This window comes from uncultured Kushneria sp. (genome assembly GCF_947497025.1).
GTDB lineage: Bacteria > Pseudomonadota > Gammaproteobacteria > Pseudomonadales > Halomonadaceae > Kushneria.
In genome coordinates, this window is record NZ_CANMFC010000013.1 from 14,187 (window position 1) to 37,436 (window position 23,250).

The 23,250-nt window shown below is 58.4% G+C and carries 21 protein-coding genes; 14 read left to right on the forward strand and 7 right to left on the reverse strand.

The window, feature by feature from the left end; all coding sequences use genetic code 11:
- The first annotated feature begins 171 nt into the window (after window positions 1–171).
- The 5 genes from dnaB to Q0931_RS16515 all read left to right on the forward strand — a co-directional run bounded on the left by dnaB (window position 172) and on the right by Q0931_RS16515 (window position 7,505).
- Window positions 172–1,557, forward strand: coding sequence for a replicative DNA helicase (gene dnaB / locus Q0931_RS16495; protein ID WP_299262082.1), 1,386 nt, complete (start codon window positions 172–174; stop codon window positions 1,555–1,557).
- Window positions 1,558–1,643: 86 nt separating this feature from the next.
- Window positions 1,644–1,940, forward strand: coding sequence for a hypothetical protein (locus Q0931_RS16500; RefSeq protein ID WP_299262083.1), 297 nt, complete (start codon window positions 1,644–1,646; stop codon window positions 1,938–1,940).
- 253 nt (window positions 1,941–2,193) lie between these two features.
- Entirely contained in the window at window positions 2,194–6,126 is a 3,933-nt protein-coding gene (locus Q0931_RS16505) for an amino acid adenylation domain-containing protein (RefSeq protein ID WP_299262084.1), read from the forward strand.
- Window positions 6,123–7,055, forward strand: coding sequence for a hypothetical protein (locus Q0931_RS16510; RefSeq protein ID WP_299262085.1), 933 nt, complete (start codon window positions 6,123–6,125; stop codon window positions 7,053–7,055). The genes Q0931_RS16505 and Q0931_RS16510 overlap by 4 nt, the downstream gene beginning before the upstream one ends.
- A 147-nt stretch (window positions 7,056–7,202) precedes the next feature.
- The gene (locus Q0931_RS16515) at window positions 7,203–7,505 is read left to right on the forward strand and encodes a hypothetical protein (protein ID WP_299262086.1); all 303 of its coding nucleotides are present in this window, start codon (window positions 7,203–7,205) and stop codon (window positions 7,503–7,505) included.
- A gap of 109 nt (window positions 7,506–7,614) precedes the next feature.
- Here the strand turns inward: Q0931_RS16515 and Q0931_RS16520 are convergent, their stop codons facing one another.
- Complete coding sequence (locus Q0931_RS16520; RefSeq protein WP_299262087.1) at window positions 7,615–9,207, reverse strand: cryptochrome/photolyase family protein; 1,593 nt, start codon at window positions 9,205–9,207, stop codon at window positions 7,615–7,617.
- A 138-nt stretch (window positions 9,208–9,345) separates the two neighbouring features.
- Here Q0931_RS16520 and hemH point away from each other — a divergent pair, with 138 nt between their 5' ends.
- A complete protein-coding gene (gene hemH, locus Q0931_RS16525; RefSeq protein WP_299262088.1) occupies window positions 9,346–10,335 on the forward strand; it encodes a ferrochelatase in 990 nt (329 codons plus the stop codon).
- A gap of 20 nt (window positions 10,336–10,355) precedes the next feature.
- Here hemH and Q0931_RS16530 read toward each other — a convergent pair whose 3' ends face one another.
- Genes Q0931_RS16530 through Q0931_RS16555 form a run of 6 tightly spaced genes read right to left on the reverse strand, consistent with a single transcriptional unit; the run spans window position 10,356 to window position 16,221 of the window.
- A complete protein-coding gene (locus Q0931_RS16530) occupies window positions 10,356–10,787 on the reverse strand; it encodes a Na+/H+ antiporter subunit G (protein ID WP_299262089.1) in 432 nt (143 codons plus the stop codon).
- A gap of 9 nt (window positions 10,788–10,796) precedes the next feature.
- Complete coding sequence (locus Q0931_RS16535; RefSeq protein WP_108842496.1) at window positions 10,797–11,066, reverse strand: K+/H+ antiporter subunit F; 270 nt, start codon at window positions 11,064–11,066, stop codon at window positions 10,797–10,799.
- Window positions 11,063–11,554 (reverse strand): Na+/H+ antiporter subunit E, encoded by a 492-nt coding sequence (locus Q0931_RS16540; protein WP_299262090.1) that lies wholly within the window; start codon window positions 11,552–11,554, stop codon window positions 11,063–11,065. Before Q0931_RS16540 ends, Q0931_RS16535 begins: the two co-directional genes overlap by 4 nt.
- Window positions 11,544–13,079: a monovalent cation/H+ antiporter subunit D gene (locus Q0931_RS16545; protein ID WP_299262091.1), complete on the reverse strand. Its 1,536-nt coding sequence runs from the start codon at window positions 13,077–13,079 to the stop codon at window positions 11,544–11,546. Before Q0931_RS16545 ends, Q0931_RS16540 begins: the two co-directional genes overlap by 11 nt.
- Complete coding sequence (locus Q0931_RS16550) at window positions 13,076–13,429, reverse strand: Na+/H+ antiporter subunit C (protein ID WP_299262092.1); 354 nt, start codon at window positions 13,427–13,429, stop codon at window positions 13,076–13,078. Before Q0931_RS16550 ends, Q0931_RS16545 begins: the two co-directional genes overlap by 4 nt.
- Entirely contained in the window at window positions 13,429–16,221 is a 2,793-nt protein-coding gene (locus Q0931_RS16555) for a monovalent cation/H+ antiporter subunit A (RefSeq protein ID WP_299262093.1), read from the reverse strand. The genes Q0931_RS16550 and Q0931_RS16555 overlap by 1 nt, the downstream gene beginning before the upstream one ends.
- A gap of 548 nt (window positions 16,222–16,769) precedes the next feature.
- On the opposite strand from Q0931_RS16555, the gene Q0931_RS16560 reads away from it, so the two are divergent.
- The 8 genes from Q0931_RS16560 to Q0931_RS16595 all read left to right on the forward strand — a co-directional run bounded on the left by Q0931_RS16560 (window position 16,770) and on the right by Q0931_RS16595 (window position 23,097).
- Window positions 16,770–19,070 carry a putative monovalent cation/H+ antiporter subunit A gene (locus Q0931_RS16560; RefSeq protein ID WP_299262094.1) on the forward strand — a complete coding sequence of 767 codons (2,301 nt, stop codon included), beginning with the start codon at window positions 16,770–16,772 and terminating at the stop codon, window positions 19,068–19,070.
- Entirely contained in the window at window positions 19,067–19,492 is a 426-nt protein-coding gene (locus tag Q0931_RS16565) for a Na+/H+ antiporter subunit B (protein WP_299262095.1), read from the forward strand. Before Q0931_RS16560 ends, Q0931_RS16565 begins: the two co-directional genes overlap by 4 nt.
- A 30-nt stretch (window positions 19,493–19,522) precedes the next feature.
- On the forward strand, window positions 19,523–19,870 hold the full coding sequence (locus Q0931_RS16570; protein WP_299262096.1) for a Na+/H+ antiporter subunit C: 348 nt from the start codon (window positions 19,523–19,525) through the stop codon (window positions 19,868–19,870).
- Window positions 19,867–21,375, forward strand: coding sequence for a Na+/H+ antiporter subunit D (locus Q0931_RS16575; RefSeq protein WP_299262097.1), 1,509 nt, complete (start codon window positions 19,867–19,869; stop codon window positions 21,373–21,375). Before Q0931_RS16570 ends, Q0931_RS16575 begins: the two co-directional genes overlap by 4 nt.
- Window positions 21,372–21,845 (forward strand): Na+/H+ antiporter subunit E, encoded by a 474-nt coding sequence (locus tag Q0931_RS16580; protein WP_299262098.1) that lies wholly within the window; start codon window positions 21,372–21,374, stop codon window positions 21,843–21,845. The genes Q0931_RS16575 and Q0931_RS16580 overlap by 4 nt, the downstream gene beginning before the upstream one ends.
- Before the next feature lie 31 nt (window positions 21,846–21,876).
- Entirely contained in the window at window positions 21,877–22,146 is a 270-nt protein-coding gene (locus tag Q0931_RS16585) for a cation:proton antiporter (protein ID WP_299262099.1), read from the forward strand.
- Complete coding sequence (mnhG, locus tag Q0931_RS16590) at window positions 22,139–22,561, forward strand: monovalent cation/H(+) antiporter subunit G (protein WP_299262100.1); 423 nt, start codon at window positions 22,139–22,141, stop codon at window positions 22,559–22,561. Before Q0931_RS16585 ends, mnhG begins: the two co-directional genes overlap by 8 nt.
- Window positions 22,562–22,638: 77 nt before the next feature.
- Entirely contained in the window at window positions 22,639–23,097 is a 459-nt protein-coding gene (locus Q0931_RS16595) for a DUF3429 domain-containing protein (RefSeq protein ID WP_299262101.1), read from the forward strand.
- Window positions 23,098–23,250: the final 153 nt, after the last annotated feature.

Here is a 23,250-nt window from a genome sequence, read left to right on the forward strand (position 1 = left end):
ATCGATGATATGCCACGAGAAGGGGCACCTTGTGTGCCCCTTTTTTTAATGACTGTTTTCAATGGCTGTCCATGCTTGGAAGAGGTCATGACATGTTCTTCCTGCGGGCGTAGGCTATGATCCTGCGTTGAATTACTCTCCCTGGTAGTCGTCATATGGTTAATCATCCTCATGAGTGAAGTGATCGAATTTGATCGGGAAACCGCTGCACTCAAGGTGCCGCCACACTCGCTTGAAGCCGAGCAATCCGTACTGGGGGGCCTGATGCTGGACAATCAGGCCTGGGATGAGATTGCCGACCGTCTGGCCAGCGATGACTTCTACCGTCTTGAGCACCGCGACGTCTTCAAGGCCATGACACGTCTGGCGGAAGAGGGCCGGCCACTGGATGTGGTGACGCTTTCGGAAGAGCTGGAGTCCCATGACCGACTGGGCCGTGTGGGCGGGCTGTCCTATCTGGCCGAGCTTGCCCGCAATACGCCTTCTGCCAGCAATATTCGTGCCTACGCCGACATCGTGCGCGAGCGTGCCACGCTTCGAAAGCTGATTGCCGCGGCCAATCAGATTGCCGAAGGGGCCTTCAATCCGCAGGGGCGCACGGCAGACGAGCTGGTCAACGAAGCCGAACGGCTGGTGTTTCAGATCTCCGAGTCCCGTCCCAAGACCGGGGGGGCCATCGGCATGAGCGATCTGCTCAGCAAGGCGGTAGATCGCATTGATGAGCTGTTCAATCTCAAGGGACAGATGACGGGCCTGTCGACAGGCTTTCGCGACCTGGACGACATGACCTCCGGCCTGCAGCCCTCTGATCTGGTGATCGTGGCGGGTCGCCCCTCGATGGGCAAGACCACCTTCGCCATGAACCTGGTCGAGCACGCCGTGGTCAGCAGTGACAAGGCCGTAGTGGTTTTCTCGATGGAGATGCCGGCCGAGTCGCTGATGCTGCGCATGATTTCATCGCTGGGTCGCATCGACCAGACCCGGGTGCGTAACGGACAGCTTGAAGATGAGGACTGGCCGCGACTGACCTCGGCGGTCAATCTGCTCAAGGACAAGCAGCTCTACGTCGATGATACCGCTGCACTCTCACCCAATGAGATGCGCTCACGAAGCCGGCGCATTGCACGTGATGCCGGGGGCATTGGTCTGATCATGATCGATTACCTGCAGCTGATGCAGGTGCCGGGCATGTCGGAAAACCGCACCGCGGAGATCTCGGAAATTTCGCGCTCGCTCAAGGGGCTGGCCAAGGAATTCAACTGCCCGGTCGTGGCGCTGTCGCAGCTTAACCGCTCGCTTGAACAGCGTCCCAACAAGCGTCCGGTGATGTCGGATCTGCGTGAGTCCGGCGCCATCGAGCAGGACGCTGACGTTATTGCCTTCGTCTATCGCGACGAGGTGTATAACAAGGACAACCCTGATAACAAGGGACTGGCCGAACTGATTATCGGCAAGCAGCGTAACGGGCCCATCGGCACCGTCCACATGGCCTTTATCGGCAAGTACACCCGGTTCGAGGATCTGGCACCGGGCAGTTACGGCCAGTACGAAGAGTAAACCGCACCCTGTGCGCGTTCTAATAGATAAAACAAGGCGCTCCGAGCGCCATTTCCCTTTTTCCTGATAGCCTGACAGGAGTCAATATGCCGGCTGGATACCGTCGCGGCGGACGTCGTCAACCCAAACTGGAAGCACGCGGTACACTTGAAAGTGTCGAAACCGAAGGACCCTTCAAGGAGTGGCTGGGTATGCCGGACCTTTACCGGCACACCCTGACCGTTGATGGCGAGATCTACTCCTATCAGGTTGAAGAAGCCGAGCTGGATGTCGCGATAGGCGACTACGTCGTGTTTCGCTACAAGGAGACCAAGGCCGGGCGCTGGATTGACCGACGCTCGCTGGGTGTCGCCATTGATCCTGCGACCTTCAATCGCGAGTAGATCTTCGGGGCCGGATGTCGGCGTTGTGCTCAAGACCTGCGGGACCGAATGATGCCATTCGGTCCCGTTTTGCATTCAGACGGGCCATGAAAAGAAATCCCGGTCGTTTCGTTTGAAATGAGAAGCATTATTATTTAAATTCAGGCATCCATTCGTTTATACGGTATCGGTGATCAGGCGAGATGACTTGTTCTGGCCAATACGCCGTTATCAGAACCCGCACAGGGGTGGTATTGCAGAAGATGGTGATCTCATGAGTCAGGCCGATTTTCTTCCTGTCAGCGGCGCACAGGCCGGTATCTGGTACGGCCAGCAGAGCAGTACCCATCAGGGAGGATACTCCACCGCACAGTGTCTCGAGTTCAACGGTGCCATTGATATTGATCGTCTGGCACTGGCAGCAGCAAGGGCGGTCAGTGAGGCCGATGGTCTGTTTGAAGGGTTTGTGGCCACTGACGGTGGTCCGGCAAGGCTTGCCAGCGAGACCGCGCAGCGAGCGGATCTCCCCGAGATCATTGATCTACGCGGCAACAGGCATGCCAGAGAGCTGGCCTGGCAGCAGATGGCCGAGCGCCGTGAGGTGCCCTTCGCACTGCAGCAGGGACCGCTCTATCGCCAGGCCCTTTGGCGGCTGGCGGACGATCACGTGCTCTGGTGGCTCAACATGCACCATGTGGCAGCCGATGCCTGGGCCTACGGACTGATTCAACAGCGCGCCGCCGAGCACTATATGGCGCTTGGCAAGGGGGAGAGCGTCAAACCCGCCTGGTATGGCAGCATTGAGCGCGTCATTGAAGAAGAGCAGCGCTATCTGGCCGGCCCGGCGCTTGAGCAGGACCGTGATCACTGGCAGGCAATGTTTGTCGACGACCCTGAGCCCGTTTCCCCCTCTGGCCGCTTTGCCCCGGCGCAGCCTCATGCGCTGCGCTGCGAAATGACGCTGGATCATGAGCAAAGCCGACAGTTTCACGCCCGGTGCACCGAGCAGAAGCAGGGGCTGGCCGAAGCCATTCTGGCTGCCAGCGGTGCCTGGTATGCGCGTATGTGTCAACGATCTGATGTCACGCTGGGCGTTCCCATGATGGGGCGCATGCAGGGCGCTGCGCTGCGTACGCCCATGACCCAGGTCAATATGTTGCCGCTGCGCCTTCGTGATGACTTCAGCGCTACCCCCATCCAGTGGTGCCGGTCTGCGGCAGCGTCGCTGGGGGCGCTAAGACGTCATCAGCGCTATCGCCATGAATGGCTGCTGCGCGATCTGGGGCGTCGTCCCGGTCGGCGTCCGCTGCTGGGCATGCACGTCAATGTGCTCCCCCTTGATTCAAGCGGTCAATGGCCGCAAAGCCGGGTCCACAAGCATCATCTGGTGGCAGGACCGGTCGACGATCTGGTTTTTTCGGTCTATCTCGGCGGCGACAGCGAGGCCATGCGGCTGGCGCTTGATGGTAATCCGACGCTGTACAGCGAGACCGAGCTCCAGTGGCATCTTGCGCGCCTGGCACAGTGGCTTGTGAATTTCATGGCAGCCCCCGAGATGCCCGTAGGCGAGCTGAGACTGACCACCCCGGCGGATCACCAGGCGCTTTTGCAGTTCAATGCCACGGATCACCCGGTAGAAGAGACTCATATGGCGACGCTGTTCGAGCGTCAGGTCCACAAAACGCCTGGCGCGACAGCGCTGGTGGCCAACGGGGAGACACTGGATTATCAAACGCTGGGCGCTCGGGTGCAGACGCTGGCAGATACCCTGATCGAGCACGGGGTGCGCCCCGGTGATGCTGTGGGTGTGGCGTTGCCGCGTTCGCTGGAGATGCAGGTGGCGCTGCTGGCCATCCATCATGCAGGGGCGGCATGGCTGCCGTTACCGCTGGAATATCCCGACGCGCGTCTAATGGATATCATCACGCGTGCCGCGCCGCGACTGATCCTGAGTGATGAGATGCAGCGTTCGCGCTTTTCACCGGACCTCGTACAGGTTCTGACGTTGGCAGATACCGATGAGTGCCGTGAGTTGACCCCCGGCAGCGCCGCACAGCGCGATGCCGGTCTCGGCGCTTACATTCTTTTCACCTCCGGTTCGACCGGCAAGCCCAAGGGCGTGCTGGTCGAGCATCACGCCATCGTTAACCGCATTCTCTGGATGCAGGGATGCTATGCGCTGGGAGCAAACGACCGGGTGCTGCAGAAAACGCCCAACGGCTTTGATGTGTCGGTATGGGAGTTTCTCTGGCCCATGGTCAGCGGTGCGGCACTGGTCATGGCGCGTGAAGGCGGCCACCGCGATCCGCGTTATCTGATCGATACCATCATCGATGAAGCGATTACCACGCTGCACTTTGTGCCCTCGATGCTCGATATCCTGCTGGATGAACTCGGTGATCGGGACGTCGAGCGCATGAGCGCCCTGCGCCAGGTCTTTGTCAGCGGCGAGGCGCTGTCACGGGAGCTGGAACAACGCTTTTTGACACGCCTGCCCGGGGTAGCACTGCACAATCTGTATGGCCCTACCGAGGCGGCCGTCGATGTCAGTGCCTGGCAATGTCATGACTCGGATACCGGCAGCAGTGTGCCCATTGGTGCGCCGATCTGGAACACGCACCTGCATGTGCTGGATGCGAATTTCCAGCCTGTACCGGTAGGGATGCCCGGCGAGCTTTATATTGCCGGGCGCAATCTGGCGCGTGGATATCTGGGACAGCCGGAGCTGACTGCCGAGCGCTTTATCGATTGTCCGGCCCTGGAGGCTGACTCGAGGCTTTACCGTACCGGCGATCTGGCCCGCTGGCGCTTTGATGGCGTGCTCGACTATCTGGGGCGCATCGACCATCAGGTCAAGCTGCGCGGGCAGCGTCTGGAACTGGGTGAAATCGAGTCCGTCCTGCTGTCTCATGAGGGTGTGGCGCACGCAGTGGTCAGCGTCCATGGCAGCGGCAACAGCGCTCGGCTGGTCGGATATGTCGTCCCCCGGGGTAGCGATGCGCCATCACTGGATGCGCTCAAGCGCCATCTGGCCCGCGCTCTGCCGGATTACATGGTGCCTGGTGTCATCATGGTGCTGGCGGCGCTGCCGCTGAGCCCCAATGGCAAGCTCGACCGACGGGCCCTGCCGGCGCCTGAAGCCGATGAGGTGAGCGTGGCGCCGGTCAGTCCACGTCAGCAGACCATGGCCGATCTTTTTGCCGAAGCACTCGGTCTTGAACGGGTAGGCATTCGGGATAACTTTTTTGATCTGGGAGGCAACTCGTTGAACGCGCTGAAGCTGGTGCGTCGTTTAAACGATGTACTGGGCACCCGGCTCACTATTGCCACCCTGTTTGAGGCGCCCACCATCGAGGCGCTGGATGCTCTTGGCATGCAGGACATGGCTGTCGGCGGGCTGGGTGTCGTGCTGCCGCTGCGTGAAAGCGGCGAGGCCTCTCCCATATTTTGCATCCATCCGGCGGGTGGGCTTGCCTGGTGCTATGCAGGCCTTGCGCGTGCGCTGCCATCGCGCTATCCCCTGTACGGCCTGCAGGCGCGCGGGTTGCTGCCCGGAAGCCCGCTGCCGGCAACCATGGAAGAGATGGCGCGCGACTACATCGCCCAGCTGCGTCGCATTCAGCCTCATGGGCCCTATCGTCTGCTGGGCTGGTCGGTCGGTGGCATGATTGCGCATACCATGGCTGCCCTGCTGGAGAGTGAGGGAGAAACGGTGGACATGCTGGCGCTGCTGGATGCCTATCCCGCCGATCTCTGGCGCGACATGACGCCACCGGATGAGGGCATGGCGCTGGAAGCGCTCCTGCGTATTGCAGGTCTGGCCGACAGTACGCTGACAGAGGAGCCCGGATCGCGTCGCGCGCAGGTCATCGAACTGTTGCAGCGCGAGGGCAGTGCGCTTGGTCAGCTGTCGTCACAGACGCTGGATGCGCTGGTGGATGTGGTCATCAACAACAGCCGTCTGGTGCGTGAAAGTCGCCATCTCGTATACAGCGGCGACATGCACTTTTTTACCGCGGCCACGCCTCGTGACGAACACTGGCTGGATCGGCGTGCCTGGCAGCCCTATGTGGGCGGGCGCATCATCAACCTGGATCTGCCGGCCACGCATCCGGAGTTGATGCACCAAACCCATCTGGCCACGATTGCGCAGCATCTGATGGCAGTGCTTGAACCTCAAACTGCCTGCTGCGATAGCGTGTCATGACGGCCGTCCGTCCCGAGACGCTTCTGGCTGATATCTTTCAGCGTCGTTCTCTGGTGGGGCTGGGTGAGATCCACTGGTGCCCACAGGTAATGGCCGAAATCACAGCGCTTTTGGAAAATCCGGCGCTTGAGGGAACGTTCGACGACATTGTTGTCGAATTTGGCAGTGCGCGTCATCAGGCATGGCTGGATCGCTATATTGGCGGTGAGGAGATGGACGAGGCCGGACTCGAGGCTGTCTGGCAGGATACGCTCTATTTCCTGCTGTGGAGTCCACCGGTTTACGCCGACTTTTTCAGGCGCCTGCGTGCTCTCAACCTGCAGCGCCCCCTTGATCGTCGGGTTCGTGTGGTACTGGCAGAACCTGCCCTTGACTGGGAAACGCTGGACGGTGACGCCTTTGCCCGCTGGCATGAAGCGCGTGAGAGGGCCTATGCTGAACGTGTCGAACAGGAAGTGCTCGATCGCGGGCGGCGCGCGGTTCTGGTGTTTGGTCTACGCCATTTGACCCATTACTCGCTGCCCGGGGCGCAATACAGGCCGTTGGCAGAGCGGCTGGTTAAGCGCGAGCCAGGGATTATCGAGCTGATTCATCCTTATCATGGGGAAAAGGGTGTCTTTTCAGGCGATCATCTTTCGCTGGATGTACGTCATAATGGTCTAATGATACCCGCTGCTTCCGAGTCCCCAGGCGGCCCTGCCATGATCGACCATATCTGGTATCTCGGTGATCTTGAGCGCCGGATCGCGCTACCCGATGCACTTTTTGCCGATACGACCTGGCTTGCCACGATCGTGGCACGACTGCAGCGACTGGGTGAACACCACCTTGCGCGTGCCCGAAACATGATGACAGCGCCGCAAAGGGCCATCTTCGATGACTGGCTGGTGCATCACCATGACGGTTCCTGCACGGGTCCGACAGCGTAGTATCAAGCGTTTCAACACTGGAAAGACAATGTCGGCGCTGACACGGAATCGTCATCCGGCACTGTTATTCTTTTAACAACTGATAGAAAAGACATAGAAATAACCATCGCCAAGAGTGCGATGAGAAGATAGCCCAGGGAGGGTTATATGGAATTACAGCAACTAAAACATGCCGCGTCATACCACCATGAAATGGAAGTACGCGTTGTTCGCAACACACTGAGCCACATTTACCAGATCGAATGTGAAACGGGCAGCGGCAATCGCCAAAAGCTTAGTCGCCGGGGCAAGCCCTGCCTGTTCCGCTCGATTGATGAAGCCATCGATCAACTGTTGGTGGCCGGTATCAGCCATGCCTGGATCGTTCGTCAGAATGAAGAAGATGGCAGTGACAGTTCACGCCGTCTGGTGCAGCTGGGCAACCTGCCCGAGCTGGCCATTGCGATCTGATGATCGCGAATTCGATTGGGGCGCATGCCGTTAAAAACACCAAAACATGACATACATGATTGAATGACCCTGCGCCGGCTTTTGCCGGCGTTTTCCATGGTGGTCCGGATTAATCACTGTCCCTGCCGGTTCGCCGCTCATACCCTGCCAGATGATCGCCCTGTCCATATGCAGGCTCGTAGTCGAGCTGATCCAGAAAATGAATCGCCTGTTCACGCAGGGCCTGACGCTTGTCGTCACTCATTTTATTGAGCGAGCCATAGATGAGCTTCATGCGCTGATTGCCGGCCAGCTGCTTTTCGTGACGTTCCAGAAAATACCAATAGAGGCTGTTGAAGGGGCAGGCATCCTCGCCGATGCTTTTTTTGACGTCATAGCGGCAGTGCTGACAGTGATCCGACATGCGATCGATGTATTTACCCGAAGCGCAGTAGGGCTTGGAGCCCAGATAGCCGCCATCGGCATACAGCACCATGCCCAGGGTGTTGGGCAGTTCGACCCATTCAAAGGCATCGATATACACGGCCAGATACCAGTCGCACAGTGCCGCCGGACGTACGCCGCAAAGCAGGGCAAAGTTGCCGGTGACCATCAGTCGCTGAATGTGATGGGCGTAAGCGTGATCCCGGGTCATCTCGATGGCACGTTTCAGGCAGCGCTTATCGGTGTCGCCGGTCCAGTAGAAGGCCGGCAGGCCCCTGTCGGCCTCGAGATCGTTACGCCTTTTGTAATCCGGCATGTTCAGCCAGTAAATGCCGCGCACGTACTCGCGCCACCCCAGAATCTGTCGAATGAAGCCTTCCGCACAATTAATGGGCACCTTGTCGTCACGCCAGGCGTTTTCTGCAGCCTGACAGACCTCCAGCGGCCTGAGCAGTCCGGCATTGAGCGCACCGGATAGTCGGGCATGATACAAAAAGGGGTGCTGATCGCTGATGGCGTCCTGATAGTCGCCAAAAAAGGGCAGGGCGTGCTCGATAAAGTGGGCAAGGTCATTGAGTGCCTGACGTCGTGTGACAGGCCAGTTGAATCCTTCAAGGGTGCCAAAATGGTGGCCGAAATGCGTCTCGACCAGTGTCATCACTTCACGAGTGAGTGGGTCTGGTTGGTGTTCGGGCGGTTCAGGTGGGGTGATGTGTCTGGGCAGAGGCTTGCGGTTGTTCTGGTCGAAGTTCCACTGATCCCCCTGCGGGTTGTTCTGCTCATCCATTAACAGGCCGGTTTCGCGACGCATCCAGCGATAAAAGTGCTCCATGCGAAATCGCTGACGACCCTGTGCCCATTGATTAAAATCTTCGCGTGAGCAAAAAAAGCGATCATCGGTCACCATGTACCAGGGAGGTGTGTTGCCCCTCCTGTTCTGGATGCGATCAAAAAGACGCCATTCGCCGGGAGAAGTCACTCGAATGTCGTCGCAGTCATAAAGGCCTGCGACCCGTTCGGTTTCGCTGATCAGATCCTGGGTGTTGTCGCTGTCGTCCAGACAGGTGTAGTGCACCTGATGGCCCTGCTGGCGAAGCATCTGCGCAAAATGGCGCATGGCTGAAAAAAGGAAGACGAGCTTTTGGGGATGGTGGGGCACATAGCGGCCTTCTTCTTCTACTTCAAACAGGGCCACCACGGCGTTTTCCGGTGCGCCTGTCAGTACGGGAAGATCATGGGTCAATTGATCACCCAGGATTACGATCAGGGGTCGAGACATTTACACTTCCTGCATATGGCGAATAGGGACATTTCATCAACACTGCCTGAACAGCGCTGATAGAATAATTTCATTAAAATCGATTGTTTTGAGGGTTCGTACAATCAAGCCCCTCTTGTCACTGCAAGGAGTATAGACATGGCGCAGGCCCCCTTCGGCGTACTGCTGGCCAATCTTGGCACCCCGGATGAGCCCACCCCCGCCGCCGTAAGGCGCTACCTTGGCGAGTTTTTGTGGGACCGGCGCGTGATTGATGTTTCCCGCCCGCTCTGGTGGTGCATCCTGAATGGCATTGTGCTGAGGACTCGTCCCAAAAGGGTGGCCGAGGCCTATGCCAGCGTCTGGGAAGAAGAAGGGTCGCCCCTGCTGGCCATCGGCAAGCGTCAGCAGCGTGCCCTCAAGGCGCATCTGGATGCGCAGTATGGCTGTGACATGCCGGTCGAACTGGGCATGACCTACGGCCGGCCCACCATGGAAAGTGCCGGCCTTGCCTTTCGTCGCGCCGGGGTCAACCGCATCGTGGTGCTACCGCTCTATCCGCAATACTCACGTACCACCACGGCGGCCGTTTTTGACCGTCTGGCCGATGCGCTCAAGCCGTGCCCGGATATCCCCGAGATGCACTTCATCCGCGATTACCATGACGACCGCGGCTACATTACAGCGCTTGCCGAAAGCGTTCGGGAACACTGGGCCACGCGTGGCAAGCAAAATCACCTGCTGATCTCCTGGCACGGTATCCCCAAGCGTTATGCCGAGGAAGGCGACCCCTACCCGAAGCACTGTCGCGGGACCAGTGAAGCCCTGGCCCGCGAGCTTGGTCTTGAGGACAGTCAGTGGACCATGACCTTCCAGTCGCGTTTCGGACGGGAAGAGTGGCTCAAGCCCTATACCGATGAGACGCTCAAGAACTGGGACGTGAAAACCACGCCCGGTATCGACGTCATCTGCCCGGGGTTTGCGGCCGACTGTCTGGAAACGCTGGAAGAAATTCAGCAGGAAAACCGGGAGTATTTCGTGGAAGCCGGCGGGGAAGACTATAGCTATGTGCCAGCGCTTAATGACCGCGAAAGTCACATTGAAGCGCTGGCGGGGCTGGTCGAGAAGAATACGCGCAACTGGCGCTGAGCTTTGAGCGGTTCAGCGCCTCAGGGACTGTGGCGCTGACCGTTGCCGGGATCTTCCGGATGAGGTGTGTCCGGTTCCTGGCCGACATCCTCTTCACGCAGCTCACTGGGGGCTCCGGTGGTCGAGATATCACTGGGCAGCTTCTGATGCAATGCCACCTTGGCCAGCAGGTGGGCGCTGATGGGCGCCGTGATTAAAAGGAAAATGGTGACCAGCAGCAACTGGATGTGAAAGGTGCGATCGATCAGCAGGAAATAAAACATGCAGGCCACCAGAATCAGACCCACTCCCAGGGTCGTAGCCTTGGCAGGACCATGCATGCGCAGGTAAAAATCACGCAGATGCACCATTCCGAAAGAGCTGATAAAGGTGATCAGCGCACCGGCGATCATAAAAAAGGCCGTCAGCGCCTCGAGCGCCGTATCAATCCATGCCTTGTCCAACCACGCCATGATGGCCTCCTATTCGATGATGTCGCCGCGTAACAGGTACTTGCACACGGCCACGGTACTGATAAATCCCAGCATGGCAATCAACAGGGCACCCTCAAAATAGACACGGGTGCTCAGCCAGATCGTGTACAAAATGATCAGGGCGATACTGTTCACGTACATGGTATCGAGCGCGATGATGCGATCGGGCAGGGAAGGCCCCACCAGTAGCCGATAAGCGTTGAGAATGATGGCCATGGCGACCAGAAAAAAGCTGATCCACAGCGCAATACCGATCATTCGTAAATCTCCATGAGCGGTCGCTCGTAGCGGTTGTATATCTCGTCGATGACAGCCTGCTCATCGTCGGTATCCAGAACATGGATCAGCAGGCTACGCCCGTCGAGTCGCAGATTGGCCGAAATGGTCCCCGGCGTCAGGCTGATGGTGCTGGCCAGCAGCGTGATGCTGAAGTCGCGTTTGAGCGTCAGGGGATACTCGATGAAGGCAGGTCGAGGGCGCCGCCAGGGTCGGGCAATCAGCCATGCCACTTCCAGATTGGCGACAAGAATGTCCAGCATGACGCGCAGGGTATATCGAAGCAGCAGCAGCGGTTTTTTGACCACCGGTTGCGCATCCCAGAAGCGCTGGGTCATTAGTGGAATGGCAATCCCCAGGATGACGCCCATGATGACGGAACCATAGGTGATGATGTCGGACAGCATGATCCAGACCAGCATCAGGATCAAAGAGAGGATGGGTCTGGGAAGACAGCGCTTAATCAGCATCGACAGACGCTCCTGGCGTGACTGAAGTGACATTGCCCAGTACGGCGCTGCGATACTGCACGGTGTCGGTGATCTGCTCGGCCGTGGCCTGAGTGTAGCCACCGATGGGCCCTGCCAGAATGACCAGCAGCGGCGCCGCGGACAACAACACCACTGTACCTGCCAGCTTGCTGCGGGAAAGGCGCTCGCCGCCCGGATCACCATTATTGTGACGCCAGAAGACAGTCGAGCCGGCACGTGAGGCCGCTATCACGCCCGCAAGGCCGGACAGCAGCAGCAGCGGCCACAGCCAGAGCCCTTCCGATAATGTGGCCGTCGACATCAGCCACGCCTTGGCCAGCGCCCCTGACAGTGGCGGGAGCCCGGCGGAGCTGACGGCTCCTATCATGTACAGAGCACTGAGCAGAGTGGCGTATTTGAATTTCCTGCTGCGCACGATACGGGTGCCGACCTTGCCGCGCTGATCAGCAATCATGTCGGTCAGAAGAAAAAGCCCGCCGTTGATCAGCGAAGTGTGCAGCATGTAGAACAGCATGGCACCGCGTGACGCTGTCCCCTCCATGCCCAGACCGCACAGCAGGGTGCCGATCGAAATCAGCATGAAATAGGAAATCTGCATGCGCAGGTCGCGCGCTGACAACACGCCAAGCGTTGCCATGACAAGCGTTGCCAGCCCGCCCCACCACAGCCAGGGCTGCGCCAGATGCGCAAGGCCACCGGCCTGCTCACCAAAGATCAGGGTGAACACGCGGAAGATGGCGTAGATGCCTACCTTGGTCATGATGGAGAAAAGGGCCGCGATCGGTGCCGGCGCCGAACTATAGGCACGTGGCAGCCAGAAATAGAGCGGCAGGATGGCGGCCTTGAGTCCGAACACCACCAGCAACAGCAGGGCACCGGCGCGGACAAGGCCCTGCCTGTCGGCCGGCAGCTGGCTGACGCGCTCGGCCATGTCGGCCATGTTGAGCGTACCGATAGTGCCATACAAAACGCCCAGCGCGATCAGGAACAGCGAAGAGCCCGCCAGGTTCAGCACCACATAGTGCAACCCGGATTGAACGCGTGCCTTGCCACCGCCGTGCATCAAAAGCGCATATGACGCCAGCAGCAGGACTTCGAAAAAGACAAACAGGTTGAAAAGGTCGCCGGTCAAAAAGGCGCCGTTGATCCCCATCAGCTGTAGATGAAAGAGTCCGTGGAAGTTGGAGCCCTGATTGTCCTCACCGCCACTGGCGTGAATCACGCTGCCCAGTGCCAGCAGTGCCGTCAGCAGCACCATCATGGCAGACAGTCGATCGGCCACCAGTACGATGCCATAGGGCGCCTGCCAGTTGCCCAGTCGATAGACCAGCGTGTCACCGCCGGCGACCTGGCTTACCAGCCAGAAACCAACCGCCACCAGCAATGCAGTGGCTGTAATGGAGATGGTCCGCCTGACCGGGTCAACCCCTTCACGCTTTCGCAGCAGGATAATGGCCACCACCAGAGGCAGCAGAACCGGGAAGATGGGCAGATGCTGCATCACGCCTTGTTCTCCCGCGGGTCTTCACGATCGGTGCGGCTGCCATCGACGCTGTCGCTGCCCAGATCGCCTCTGGAGCGCATCGCGAGGATGATGGCAAAGGCCGTCATGGCAAAGCCGATGACAATGGCGGTCAGCACCAGCGCCTGTGGCAGGGGGTCGGCATAATTTTCATTGGTGCCGACCAGTGCCGCCCCGTGGGTGGTCAGTCCGCCCATGGAGAATAAAAACAGGTTGACGGCATAAGAGAGCAGCGTCAGCCCGACGACGACCGGAAAGGTACGCCCGCGCAGGGTCAGATAGACGCCACTGGCGGTCAGGATACCGGTGGTGATGGCGTAGAGCGCTTCCATCAGGGGATGTCCTTGTTGGGTCGATGTGCGGTGGTGAGCTTGCCCAGGTTGGCCAGAATCATCAGCGTGGCGCCAACGACGGCCAGATAGATGCCACCATCAAAGATCAATGCACTGGCCAGTTCGATATCACCGATCAGGGGCAGGTGGAAATGATCAAAGGTCGAGGTCAAAAACGGGTAGCCAAACAGCCAGCTGCAAAGCCCGGTAAAGGTCGACAGGGCAACGCCTGCAATGGCGATGGGCTGGAACTGGAAGTCCAGTCGCTGCTGTGCCCATTCAACGCCGCGTGACATGTACAAAAGAATCAGGGCCACGGCCGTGATCAGGCCGGCGATGAACCCGCCGCCGGGCTGGTTGTGGCCGCGCAGGAAGATAAAAAATGATACCAGCAGGGCCAGCGGCAACAGGGTCTGGGAAACCACCATTAAAAGCGTTGGGTGACGATCATCGGACCACAGGCGACCTTCCATGTCGGTGGCCGGCATGAACAGGCGAAGCCGGTTGAGCAGTTTGAAAATGGCAAGACCGGCAATGGCCAGCACCGTGATTTCACCCAGCGTATCGAAGCCACGAAAGTCCACCAGGATGACGTTGACCACGTTGTGACCGCCACCACCTGGCACGCTCTGACGAATAAAAAATTCCGAAATGCTGTCGAGATCACGGGTTAGCACAGCGAAATTGAGGCTGGCGACGGCGCCACCAAATCCCGTGGCAATCAGGACATCACGCACGATGCGGGCGCCACCGGATTCCTTGGGCGTTTTCTGCGGCAGGAAAAAAAGCGCCAGCATCAAAAGGATCATGGTCACGACTTCCACCGACAGCTGCGTCAGGGCCAGATCCGGTGCCGAAAAACGGGCAAAGGTCAGCGAGACTACCAGCCCCACCACTGACAGCATCAAAAGGGAAATCAGGCGATAGCGGTGCAGGACAGCGGTCAATACGCCGCCCATGATCAAAAGCGCCGCGCCCAGGGCCACGATCGGGTCGAGCGTCTGCTGCCCGAGGTTGCCGGTCAGTTTGTCCAGATCCGCCAGGCCCAGCGCCATGGCCAGCACCGATACAGCCATCAAAAGGAACATGTAACGCTGCAGAGAGCCATTTTCGAGCCGGTCGGTCAGGCGCTGGCACAGCCCGACCAGACGCTGAACAAAGGCTTCAAAAATGTAGCGAGCATCCTGAGGGCGGAACTGACGATTGAACCGCATCATGTGGCGATGGAGCAGATGCAGCACGATGCCACCGGCAATGACGGCCATGCTCAGCAGCAGGGCAGGGTTGATACCATGCCAGAGCGCCAGGTGAAATTCGGGCATCTCACCGGACATCGTAACGCGAACGGCATCTTCCAGTATGGGCGACTGTGGCAGGGTCGGGACCAGTCCCACGATGATACACAGGACCACCAGCAATTCGATGGGAAAGCGCATCGGCCACGGGGGCTCGTGAGGTGTTTTGGGCGACTCCTGACGCGGACGTCGGAAGAAGGTGGCATAGGCCAGACGCAGCGAATAGGCCACGGACAGCAGCCCGCCCAGGCCTGCCAGCAAGGGCACTATCCATGCCAGACCACCGAACTGCTGTGAGGCCAGCGCTTCCGTGAAGAACATTTCCTTGGAAATGAAGCCGTTCAGCGGCGGTACACCGGCCATCGAAATAGTGGCAATACAGGTGAGTGCCGTCGTGATCGGCATCAGGCGGTAAAGGCCGCCAAGCTTTCGCACGTCACGGGTGCCGGTTTCATGATCGACGATCCCGGCGGCCATGAACAGCGAGGCCTTGAACAGGGCATGATTGATGATGTGGAACAGGGCCGCGATCAATGCCTGGGAATTGCCAAGCCCCAGAAGCGAGGTGATCAGACCCAGATGGCTGATGGTCGAAAACGCCAGAATCCCCTTTAGATCGGTCTTTAAAAAGGCGAACCATGCTCCGTAGACCAGCGTGACCAGGCCGGTCAACGTCACGATGACCGTCCAGAGCTCGGTGCCTGAAAGCGCCGGATGCAGGCGCAGCATCAAAAAGATGCCCGCCTTGACCATGGTGGCCGAGTGCAGATAGGCCGAGACCGGCGTCGGGGCGGCCATGGCGTGAGGCAGCCAGAAATGAAACGGGAACTGGGCCGACTTGGTAAAGGCACCCAGCAGCACCAGCACGACAATGGCGGGGTAGAGCGGGCTTGCCGTGATCAGATCATGGCTTTCAAGCACCGTGCTGATGTCATAGGTGCCGGTCACCTTGCCAATCAGCATGATGCCGGCCAGCAGGGCCAGACCACCGGCGCCGGTCACCGTCATCGCCATGCGTGCGCCCTTGCGCGCTGTTGTTTCATGCGACCAGAAGCTGATCAGCAAAAACGAAGAGATACTGGTCAGTTCCCAGAATCCCCACAGCAGCAGCAGGTTGTCCGACATGACAATGCCGACCATGGAGGTCATGAACAGCATTAAAAAGGCGTAAAACCGTGACATCGAGTCCTGTTCGGACAGGTAGTAGCGGGTATAAAGAATGATCAACAGGCCGATGCCAAGGATCAGCAGCAAAAAGAGCAGCGACAGACCATCCAGCCGAAAGGCCAGTTCAAGGCCCAGCGTCGGGAGCCACTGTAATGAGGTGCGCATGACCTCTTCGCCGTCATGTCCCAGGTAGAAAAACAGGACCAGACCAAGGGCGATGGCCGGGGCGACGGCCGTGGCCAGTGCACAGACGGTTCTGCCGCCACGAATGGCAAGCGCGGGCACAAAAACGCCCAGAAAGGTCAGCAGAGGGATCCAGGGCAGGGTCATGAATGCTTGTTTCCTGATGAATGGCTTCCAGTGTACTGACTATTCGACGTGCCACGCTAGCCGGTGACCTGCAGCGCAGGGGCTGAAGCAAGCCGGATAACGGGCATCATGAATAGACGACACAGCGAGCAAATCCCGCAGTGCAGTATGCGTCAGTTGATTCCTTGCAGGGCCGGTCAGAGGTCTCGAACAGAAACCCGCCATGGGCGGGAAGCCGTCTCCCATGAGGGGCCGGCCCTTGTTATTAATCATTTGCAGAATGTTGCGCTATGCAATGGCATCAAGCAGTTAGGCGATTCTCCCTTGCAGATGGCGTGCTGGCAATACCCCTTGTCATGCGCGAGAGCCCTTTTCGCTGTCAAACCTGAATCTTAAGGTTAAATGATTGAAAAAGGCATGCCATTACCGCTGTAATGCGAATCTACCATAGCATATCAAGCTCGATTTGCTGCCTTCTTCCATAAACAGGCAAGGATGTGGGCGGCATCCCTGATGCCTCGAGTCACGATCATGTCGTAACGCCAGATAGCACAAGGAGAGAGCGCATCATGCAGATTGCCGTGCTGGCCGGATTCGCCCTGGCCATCCTTGTTCCTCTTTTGTCCCGCTGGTGCGGCGGCCGTACCGGGTTGATCCTTGCGCTTTATCCTGCCTCCATTGCCTTTTGGCTGGTCTCGCTGGCTCCGGAGGTCCTGCAGTCGGGTGGCATTTATTTCGAGCAGGCCTGGGCGCCGAGCCTTGGGCTTAGCTTAAGTTTCTGGCTGGATGGTCTGTCGCTACTTTTCGGACTTTTGATCAGTGGCATCGGCACACTGATCATCATTTATGCCAGCGGCTATCTTCATGGCCACCCACAGCTTGCCCGGTTTTATGTCCTGATTCTGTCGTTCATGTCCTCCATGCTCGGGGTCGTCATGGCGGACGGTTTGATGACGCTTTTCGTGTTCTGGGAGCTGACCAGTATCACTTCCTATCTGCTGATCGGCTTCAACCATGAGGATGCGGCCGCGCGCAAATCGGCCCTTCAGGGGCTATTGGTGACCTTTACCGGTGGGCTGGCGCTCATGAGCGGTCTAATCCTGCTCAACGTGGTGGGTGGAAGCTGGTCGCTTCAGACACTGCTTAACGATGGCGAGACGCTTCGCGAGCACGCGCTTTATCTGCCGATGCTTCTGTGCCTGCTGGGTGGTGCCTTTACCAAGTCAGCCCAGTTCCCGTTTCATTTCTGGCTGCCCAATGCCATGGCCGCCCCGACACCGGTCTCGGCCTATCTGCACTCGGCCACCATGGTCAAGGCCGGTATCTACCTAATGGCGCGTCTACAGCCGGGTCTGGGTGGCACGGAGGCCTGGACGACCATTCTGTGTGTGATCGGCGCGATCACCATGGTGGTGGGGGCCTTTCTGGCCATTCGGTTTACGGGCATCAAGAAAGTACTGGCCTATTCCACGGTCATGGCGCTGGGGACACTGACCATGCTGCTGGGCATCGGAGGCGAGGCTGCCATGATCGCCTTTGTGACCTTTTTGACGGCGCATTCACTCTACAAGGGTGCGCTGTTCATGGTGGCCGGGGCCCTTGACCACGAGACGGGTACCAAGGATATCGATGAGATGGGCGGGCTGTGTCGGTTCATGCCGGTCACGGCGGCCTGTGCCTTCGTGGCGGCTCTGTCGCTGGGTGGGGTCATTCCGCTTTTCGGGTTTGTGGCCAAGGAGCTTTTGTTTGAAGCCGTTCTCGATGCGCCACGCTTTACCGGTTTCCTCATTGGCATGAGCCTGCTGGCCTCTGTACTGGTTGTGGCCGCCGCCGGCATTGTGGCACTGCGGCCCTTTTTCGGTGCGCTCAAGGAAACACCGAAAACGCCACATGAGGCGCCGCCGTCCATGCTGGCCGGGCCCTGTGTGCTGGCGGGTCTGTCACTGGTGCTGGGCTTTATGCCGTGGCTGGCAGGCGATGGTCTTTTGAACGCGGCGGCTGGTGCGGTCATGGGCACCGAGGTAGTGACGGATCTGTATCTCTGGCACGGCCTCAATACGGCTTTGATGATGTCAATGGTCAGTCTGGGCGTCGGTCTGCTGGTGTGCTGGCGCTGGCCGGGTGTGCGAGGCGTTATTCATCGTTTCAGCCCGGTGCTCGATCGTGGCCCTGAAGCGGGGTACTGGAAGCTGATGGATCTGCTGGTTCGTGTGGCCGAATGGCAGACACGTCTGCTGCAGAGTGGCTACATGCGCAATTATCTGATCCTGACGCTGCTCAGCTTTACGGGGCTGACCGGCTATACGCTGCTGGTGCGCCATGGGCCGGTATTTGATCTGGCGCTTGATGTGCGTCTGCAGGAAGTTGTCGTGGCGCTTGTCATCGCCGCCAGTGCCATCGTTGCCTGCATGATGCGCTCGCGTCTGGCCGCCGTGGCGGCCGCGGGTGTCATGGGGTTTGGCATCGCGCTGATTTTTTTGCTGTTCAGTGCGCCGGATCTTGCCATCACGCAGCTTTTGATCGAGACCCTGACGGTCATCCTGCTCATTCTGGTGCTCTTTCGCATGCCGCAGTTTTCAAGCCTGTCGACGCCCATGGAGCGGGTGCGCGACATGTTTGTGGCGATTATCACTGGCGGGCTTATGACGCTTTTGATGTTGACCGTGCTCGGACAGGATCTTTTTACCTCCATCTCTGAATACATGATCGACAACAGTGTGCCGCTGGGACACGGCCACAACATCGTCAATGTGATTCTGGTGGACTTCCGCGCGCTGGATACGCTCGGTGAGATCTTTGTGCTGTCGCTGGCGGCCATTGGTGTGCTGGCCATGCTCAGACTGCAGGCAAAAGAGAGGAAAACGCCATGAAAACAGGCACCCTGATCCTCTCGGTGGCCGCTCAGACGCTGGTGCCGCTACAGGTTCTGTTCTCCCTTTTTCTGCTGCTGCGTGGTCATGATGAACCGGGTGGCGGCTTTATTGCCGGGCTTGTGGTCGCAGGGGCCTTTGCGCTGCATCAGTTCGTCAACGGCCCGGAGGCTACCCGGCGTTTGTTGCGTGTCGATCCGCGTGACTGTATCGGTTTCGGGTTACTACTGGGAGTGGGCTCGGCCTTGCCGGCCTGGTGGCAGGGTGAGGCATTTCTGACCGCGCAATGGTGGGAGGTGCCCGGTCTGGGGCTCAAGCTTTCCACGCCGTTGATCTTCGATATTGGCGTTTATCTGGTCGTGCTGGGGTCGGTGCTGACGGCAGTGATCACGCTGACGGAGGTCGACAAGGATGAGACATGACACGCGCGTACCGTCAGGGGAGGGGGCTTCATGGAACCCATAATGGCAGTGGTCATCGGCGTGATCTACGCCACGGCAATTTACATGATGCTGCGACGCTCGATCGTCAAGCTGGTGATCGGACTGATTCTGATTTCAAACGCGGCCAATCTTCTGATTTTTGCAACAGCGGGCATGACGCGTGATGCACCTCCGCTGATTCCCATGAACGGGGGTCCGATGGCAGAAGTCATTGCCGACCCGCTGCCACAGGCTCTGGTTCTGACCGCCATCGTGATTGCCTTTGGCGTGCTGTCCTTTGCTGTGGTGCTGATTCGCCGTGCCTACCAGATTGTCGGGGTAGATGACATGGATCAGATGAAGGATACCGACACGTGAACCCTGAAGTCGCTCTCCCCATACTGATTCCTCTTATGTCAGGCGCGCTGTCGATGGCCTTCTGGCGTTCGCGCATGATGCAGCGGTTGATCGGCATTGCCGGTACGGCGGCGCTTCTGGCGACCAGTATCTGGCTGTTTGCCAGCGTGCAGGCGCAGGGGTATGTGATCATGAATGCCGGCGGCTGGGCGGCGCCCTTTGGGATTACGCTGGTGGCGGATCTTTTGAGCGCCATCATGGTGGTGCTTACCGGCATTATCGGTTTTGCCGTAGCGGTGTATTCACTGCCAACCATCGGGCGAGGTCACGAGACCTTTGGCTACTACCCGCTCATGCATCTGCTGCTGGCCGGTGTGGCGGGCGCTTTTCTGACCGGCGACATCTTCAACCTGTATGTCTGGTTTGAAGTGATGCTGCTGGCCTCTTTTGCGCTGTTGATCCTGGGTGGCGAGCGCGCCCAGATGGAAGGCGCCATCAAGTATGTGACGCTCAACCTGCTCTCCTCGGTCATTTTCCTGAGCGCTGTCGGCCTTTTATATGGCACGCTCGGTACGCTCAATATGGCGGATATTGCCCGTCGAGTGGCGCTGGTGGAAGACAATACGCTCATTGATGTGCTGGCGGTGATGTTCATGATCTCGTTTGGCATCAAGGCGGCGGCCTTTCCGCTGTTTTTCTGGCTGCCGGCGGCCTATCACACGCCACCGGTGGCCGTATCCGCCCTGTTTGCAGGACTTTTGACCAAGGTTGGCGTCTATGCCCTGTTTCGTGTCTTCACGCTGATCTTTAATCAGTCGGTGGATTTTACGCACGACATCCTGCTGTGGGGGGCAGGGTTGACCATGCTGACCGGTGTTCTGGGAGCGGCGGCCCAGTTCGAATTTCGTCGCATCCTCTCCTTTCATATCGTCAGTCAGATCGGCTACATGCTCATGGGATTGGCCCTTTTTACACCGCTGGCGTTGGTCGGCGGGGTGTTTTATATCCTTCACCACATCATCGTAAAGACCAATCTGTTCTTGATCAGCGGTGTCGTTTATCGGTTGAAGGGCACCCATGACCTCAAGCGGCTGGGCGGCGTCTACAAGGCCTGGCCACTGCTGGGCGTGCTCTTTCTCATTCCCGCGCTGTCACTGGCCGGGGTGCCGCCGCTGTCCGGCTTTTTTGCCAAGTTTGTCCTGATTCGCGCCAGCATCGAAGCCGGTCATATCGGGATCACAGTGATCGCGCTGCTCGTTGGGCTTCTGACGCTTTATTCGATGACCAAGATCTGGGCCGAGGTGTTCTGGAAAAAGGCCCCCGACGATGACAATGCCGCGCCGAAAGTTGCCCCGCTGTCCCAGCGCCATCTCTGGTTGATGCTGTTGCCAATCGTGGGGCTGGCCGCCTGTACCGTGTTCATCGGGCTTAATGGTCAGCTGCTTTACGACGTGGCAGAAGCATCGGCTGCGCAGCTTCTTGACCCACAGGGCTACATCGATGCCGTACTGGGAGAGCAGCCATGACCGGACTTTTATCCAATCTGCTGCTGGCGGTGGCCTGGATTGCACTCAGCGGCGACTTCAGCATGGGCGGTATGCTGACGGGGCTGGCCTTCGGCTACCTGGTCATTTTACTGCTACAAAATCAGCTTCCCGGCCTGAAGAGCTATGGCACTCGCCTGCCGAGAATCGTCTCCTTTGTCTTCTATTTTCTGCGTGAGCTTTTCATGGCCAATTTCAAGGTCGCCTTTGATGTCATCACGCCGCCCTGGCACATGACGCCGGGCGTGATTGCGTTCGAGCTGGAGGCGAAAACCGATCTTGAAATTGCATTTGTGGCCAATCTGATTTCATTGACGCCAGGCACGCTGAGTCTGGATATTTCCGATGACCGGCGGGTGCTGTTCATCCATGCCATGTTCCTTGATGACGAGCAGGCCTTGAGGGGAGATCTTCGGGAGATGGAACGGCGAGCGCTGGCGGTGCTGCGGTGACCACGATGATCAAAAACACGACGAGGGGCGCATGCAGATACTGATCCATTTGAGTTTTGCCATTCTGGCCCTCTCCATGGTGCTCTGTTTCGCACGCCTGGTGATCGGCCCCGGTTTGCCGGACCGCGTCGTCGCGCTGGAGCTTTTGTCGATGATTATCGTCGGGATCATCGGCGTTCATGCCCTTCAAAGCGATGAGACCAGCTTTCTGGATGTCGCCATTGTCGTGGCATTGATGTCCTTTCTGGCTACCGTTGGATTTGCCCGGTTTCTTGAGCGAGGAGGGCGTCGCGATGATTGAACTGCTTCAGGGTTTTTTATTGTTGGCAGGGTCTCTTTTTATGCTGATTGCAGCGCTCGGGATCGTACGCCTGCCGGATCTATTGACCCGCATGCATGCATCCACCAAGGGCGCCTCGCTTGGGGTCATGCTGCTGATGGCAGGGGTAGCACTGCACTTTCTGGAAGAGGTCGTGTTTGCCCGAACGATTGCCATTACCTTCTTTGTATTGATGACAGCCCCGGTCGCGGCGCATGCGATCGGTCGTGCCGGTTACTTTGTCGGCATCGAGCTATGGAAGGGGACGCTCAAGGACGAGCTGCGACCCAATTACAATCCTTTGAGTCATCGTCTGCACAGTGGCCTGAAAAAAACGGCAAAGGAAGCAGACATGAAGACCCCTGACACTGATGAAAACAACAAGCACGAGGGCTGACACCGGGTGCTGGATATATCGTCAGTCATCGGGCATTGCTATGCTGTGGTCACCACTTTCCAAATGCTGATCCTGCCATGATGTCTGGAAGAAAATTTGCGACACTGCCCTGGCTTTTGGGTATCGCCGGGCTGATTCCCTTTGTGGGTCTTGCCACCGTTGTTCTGCTTTCGGTGCCGGGGTGGCAGGCTGTCGCATTTCAGGCCTTTCTCTATTACAGCGCAGTCATTCTCTCGTTTCTGGGCGGTGTACACTGGGGTGTGGCGATGAGCCTTGATCATGAGGGCAGCCATCACTTCAGCTCTCGCATGGTGGTGGCCATGGCCCCATCGCTGCTGGCCTGGCCAGCGTTGATGCTTAGCCCCCGGTTTGCACTTCTGGCGCTGATGACCGGGTTTTTGCTGATCCGTTTGTATGAGGCGCAGTCCGATAGCGTTGAACGTCTGCCGCTCTGGTATACCTCACTGCGCACCCTGCTGACAGTCGTGGTGGTGATCTCCCATCTGTCCATCTTGTTGTTATTGACGCTGACGTGATCATTAAATATAAAAATTAAAACCTTGGTCTATAGGGCAACAGTAATATTAAAGCTTAACTTCCACTGAATTTTTTTGGTTCTTCGTCACTTCATGTGGATTTGGCCTGATCGAGCAGGCGGCCCACCGGACTGCCGATCAGGTAGATCATCG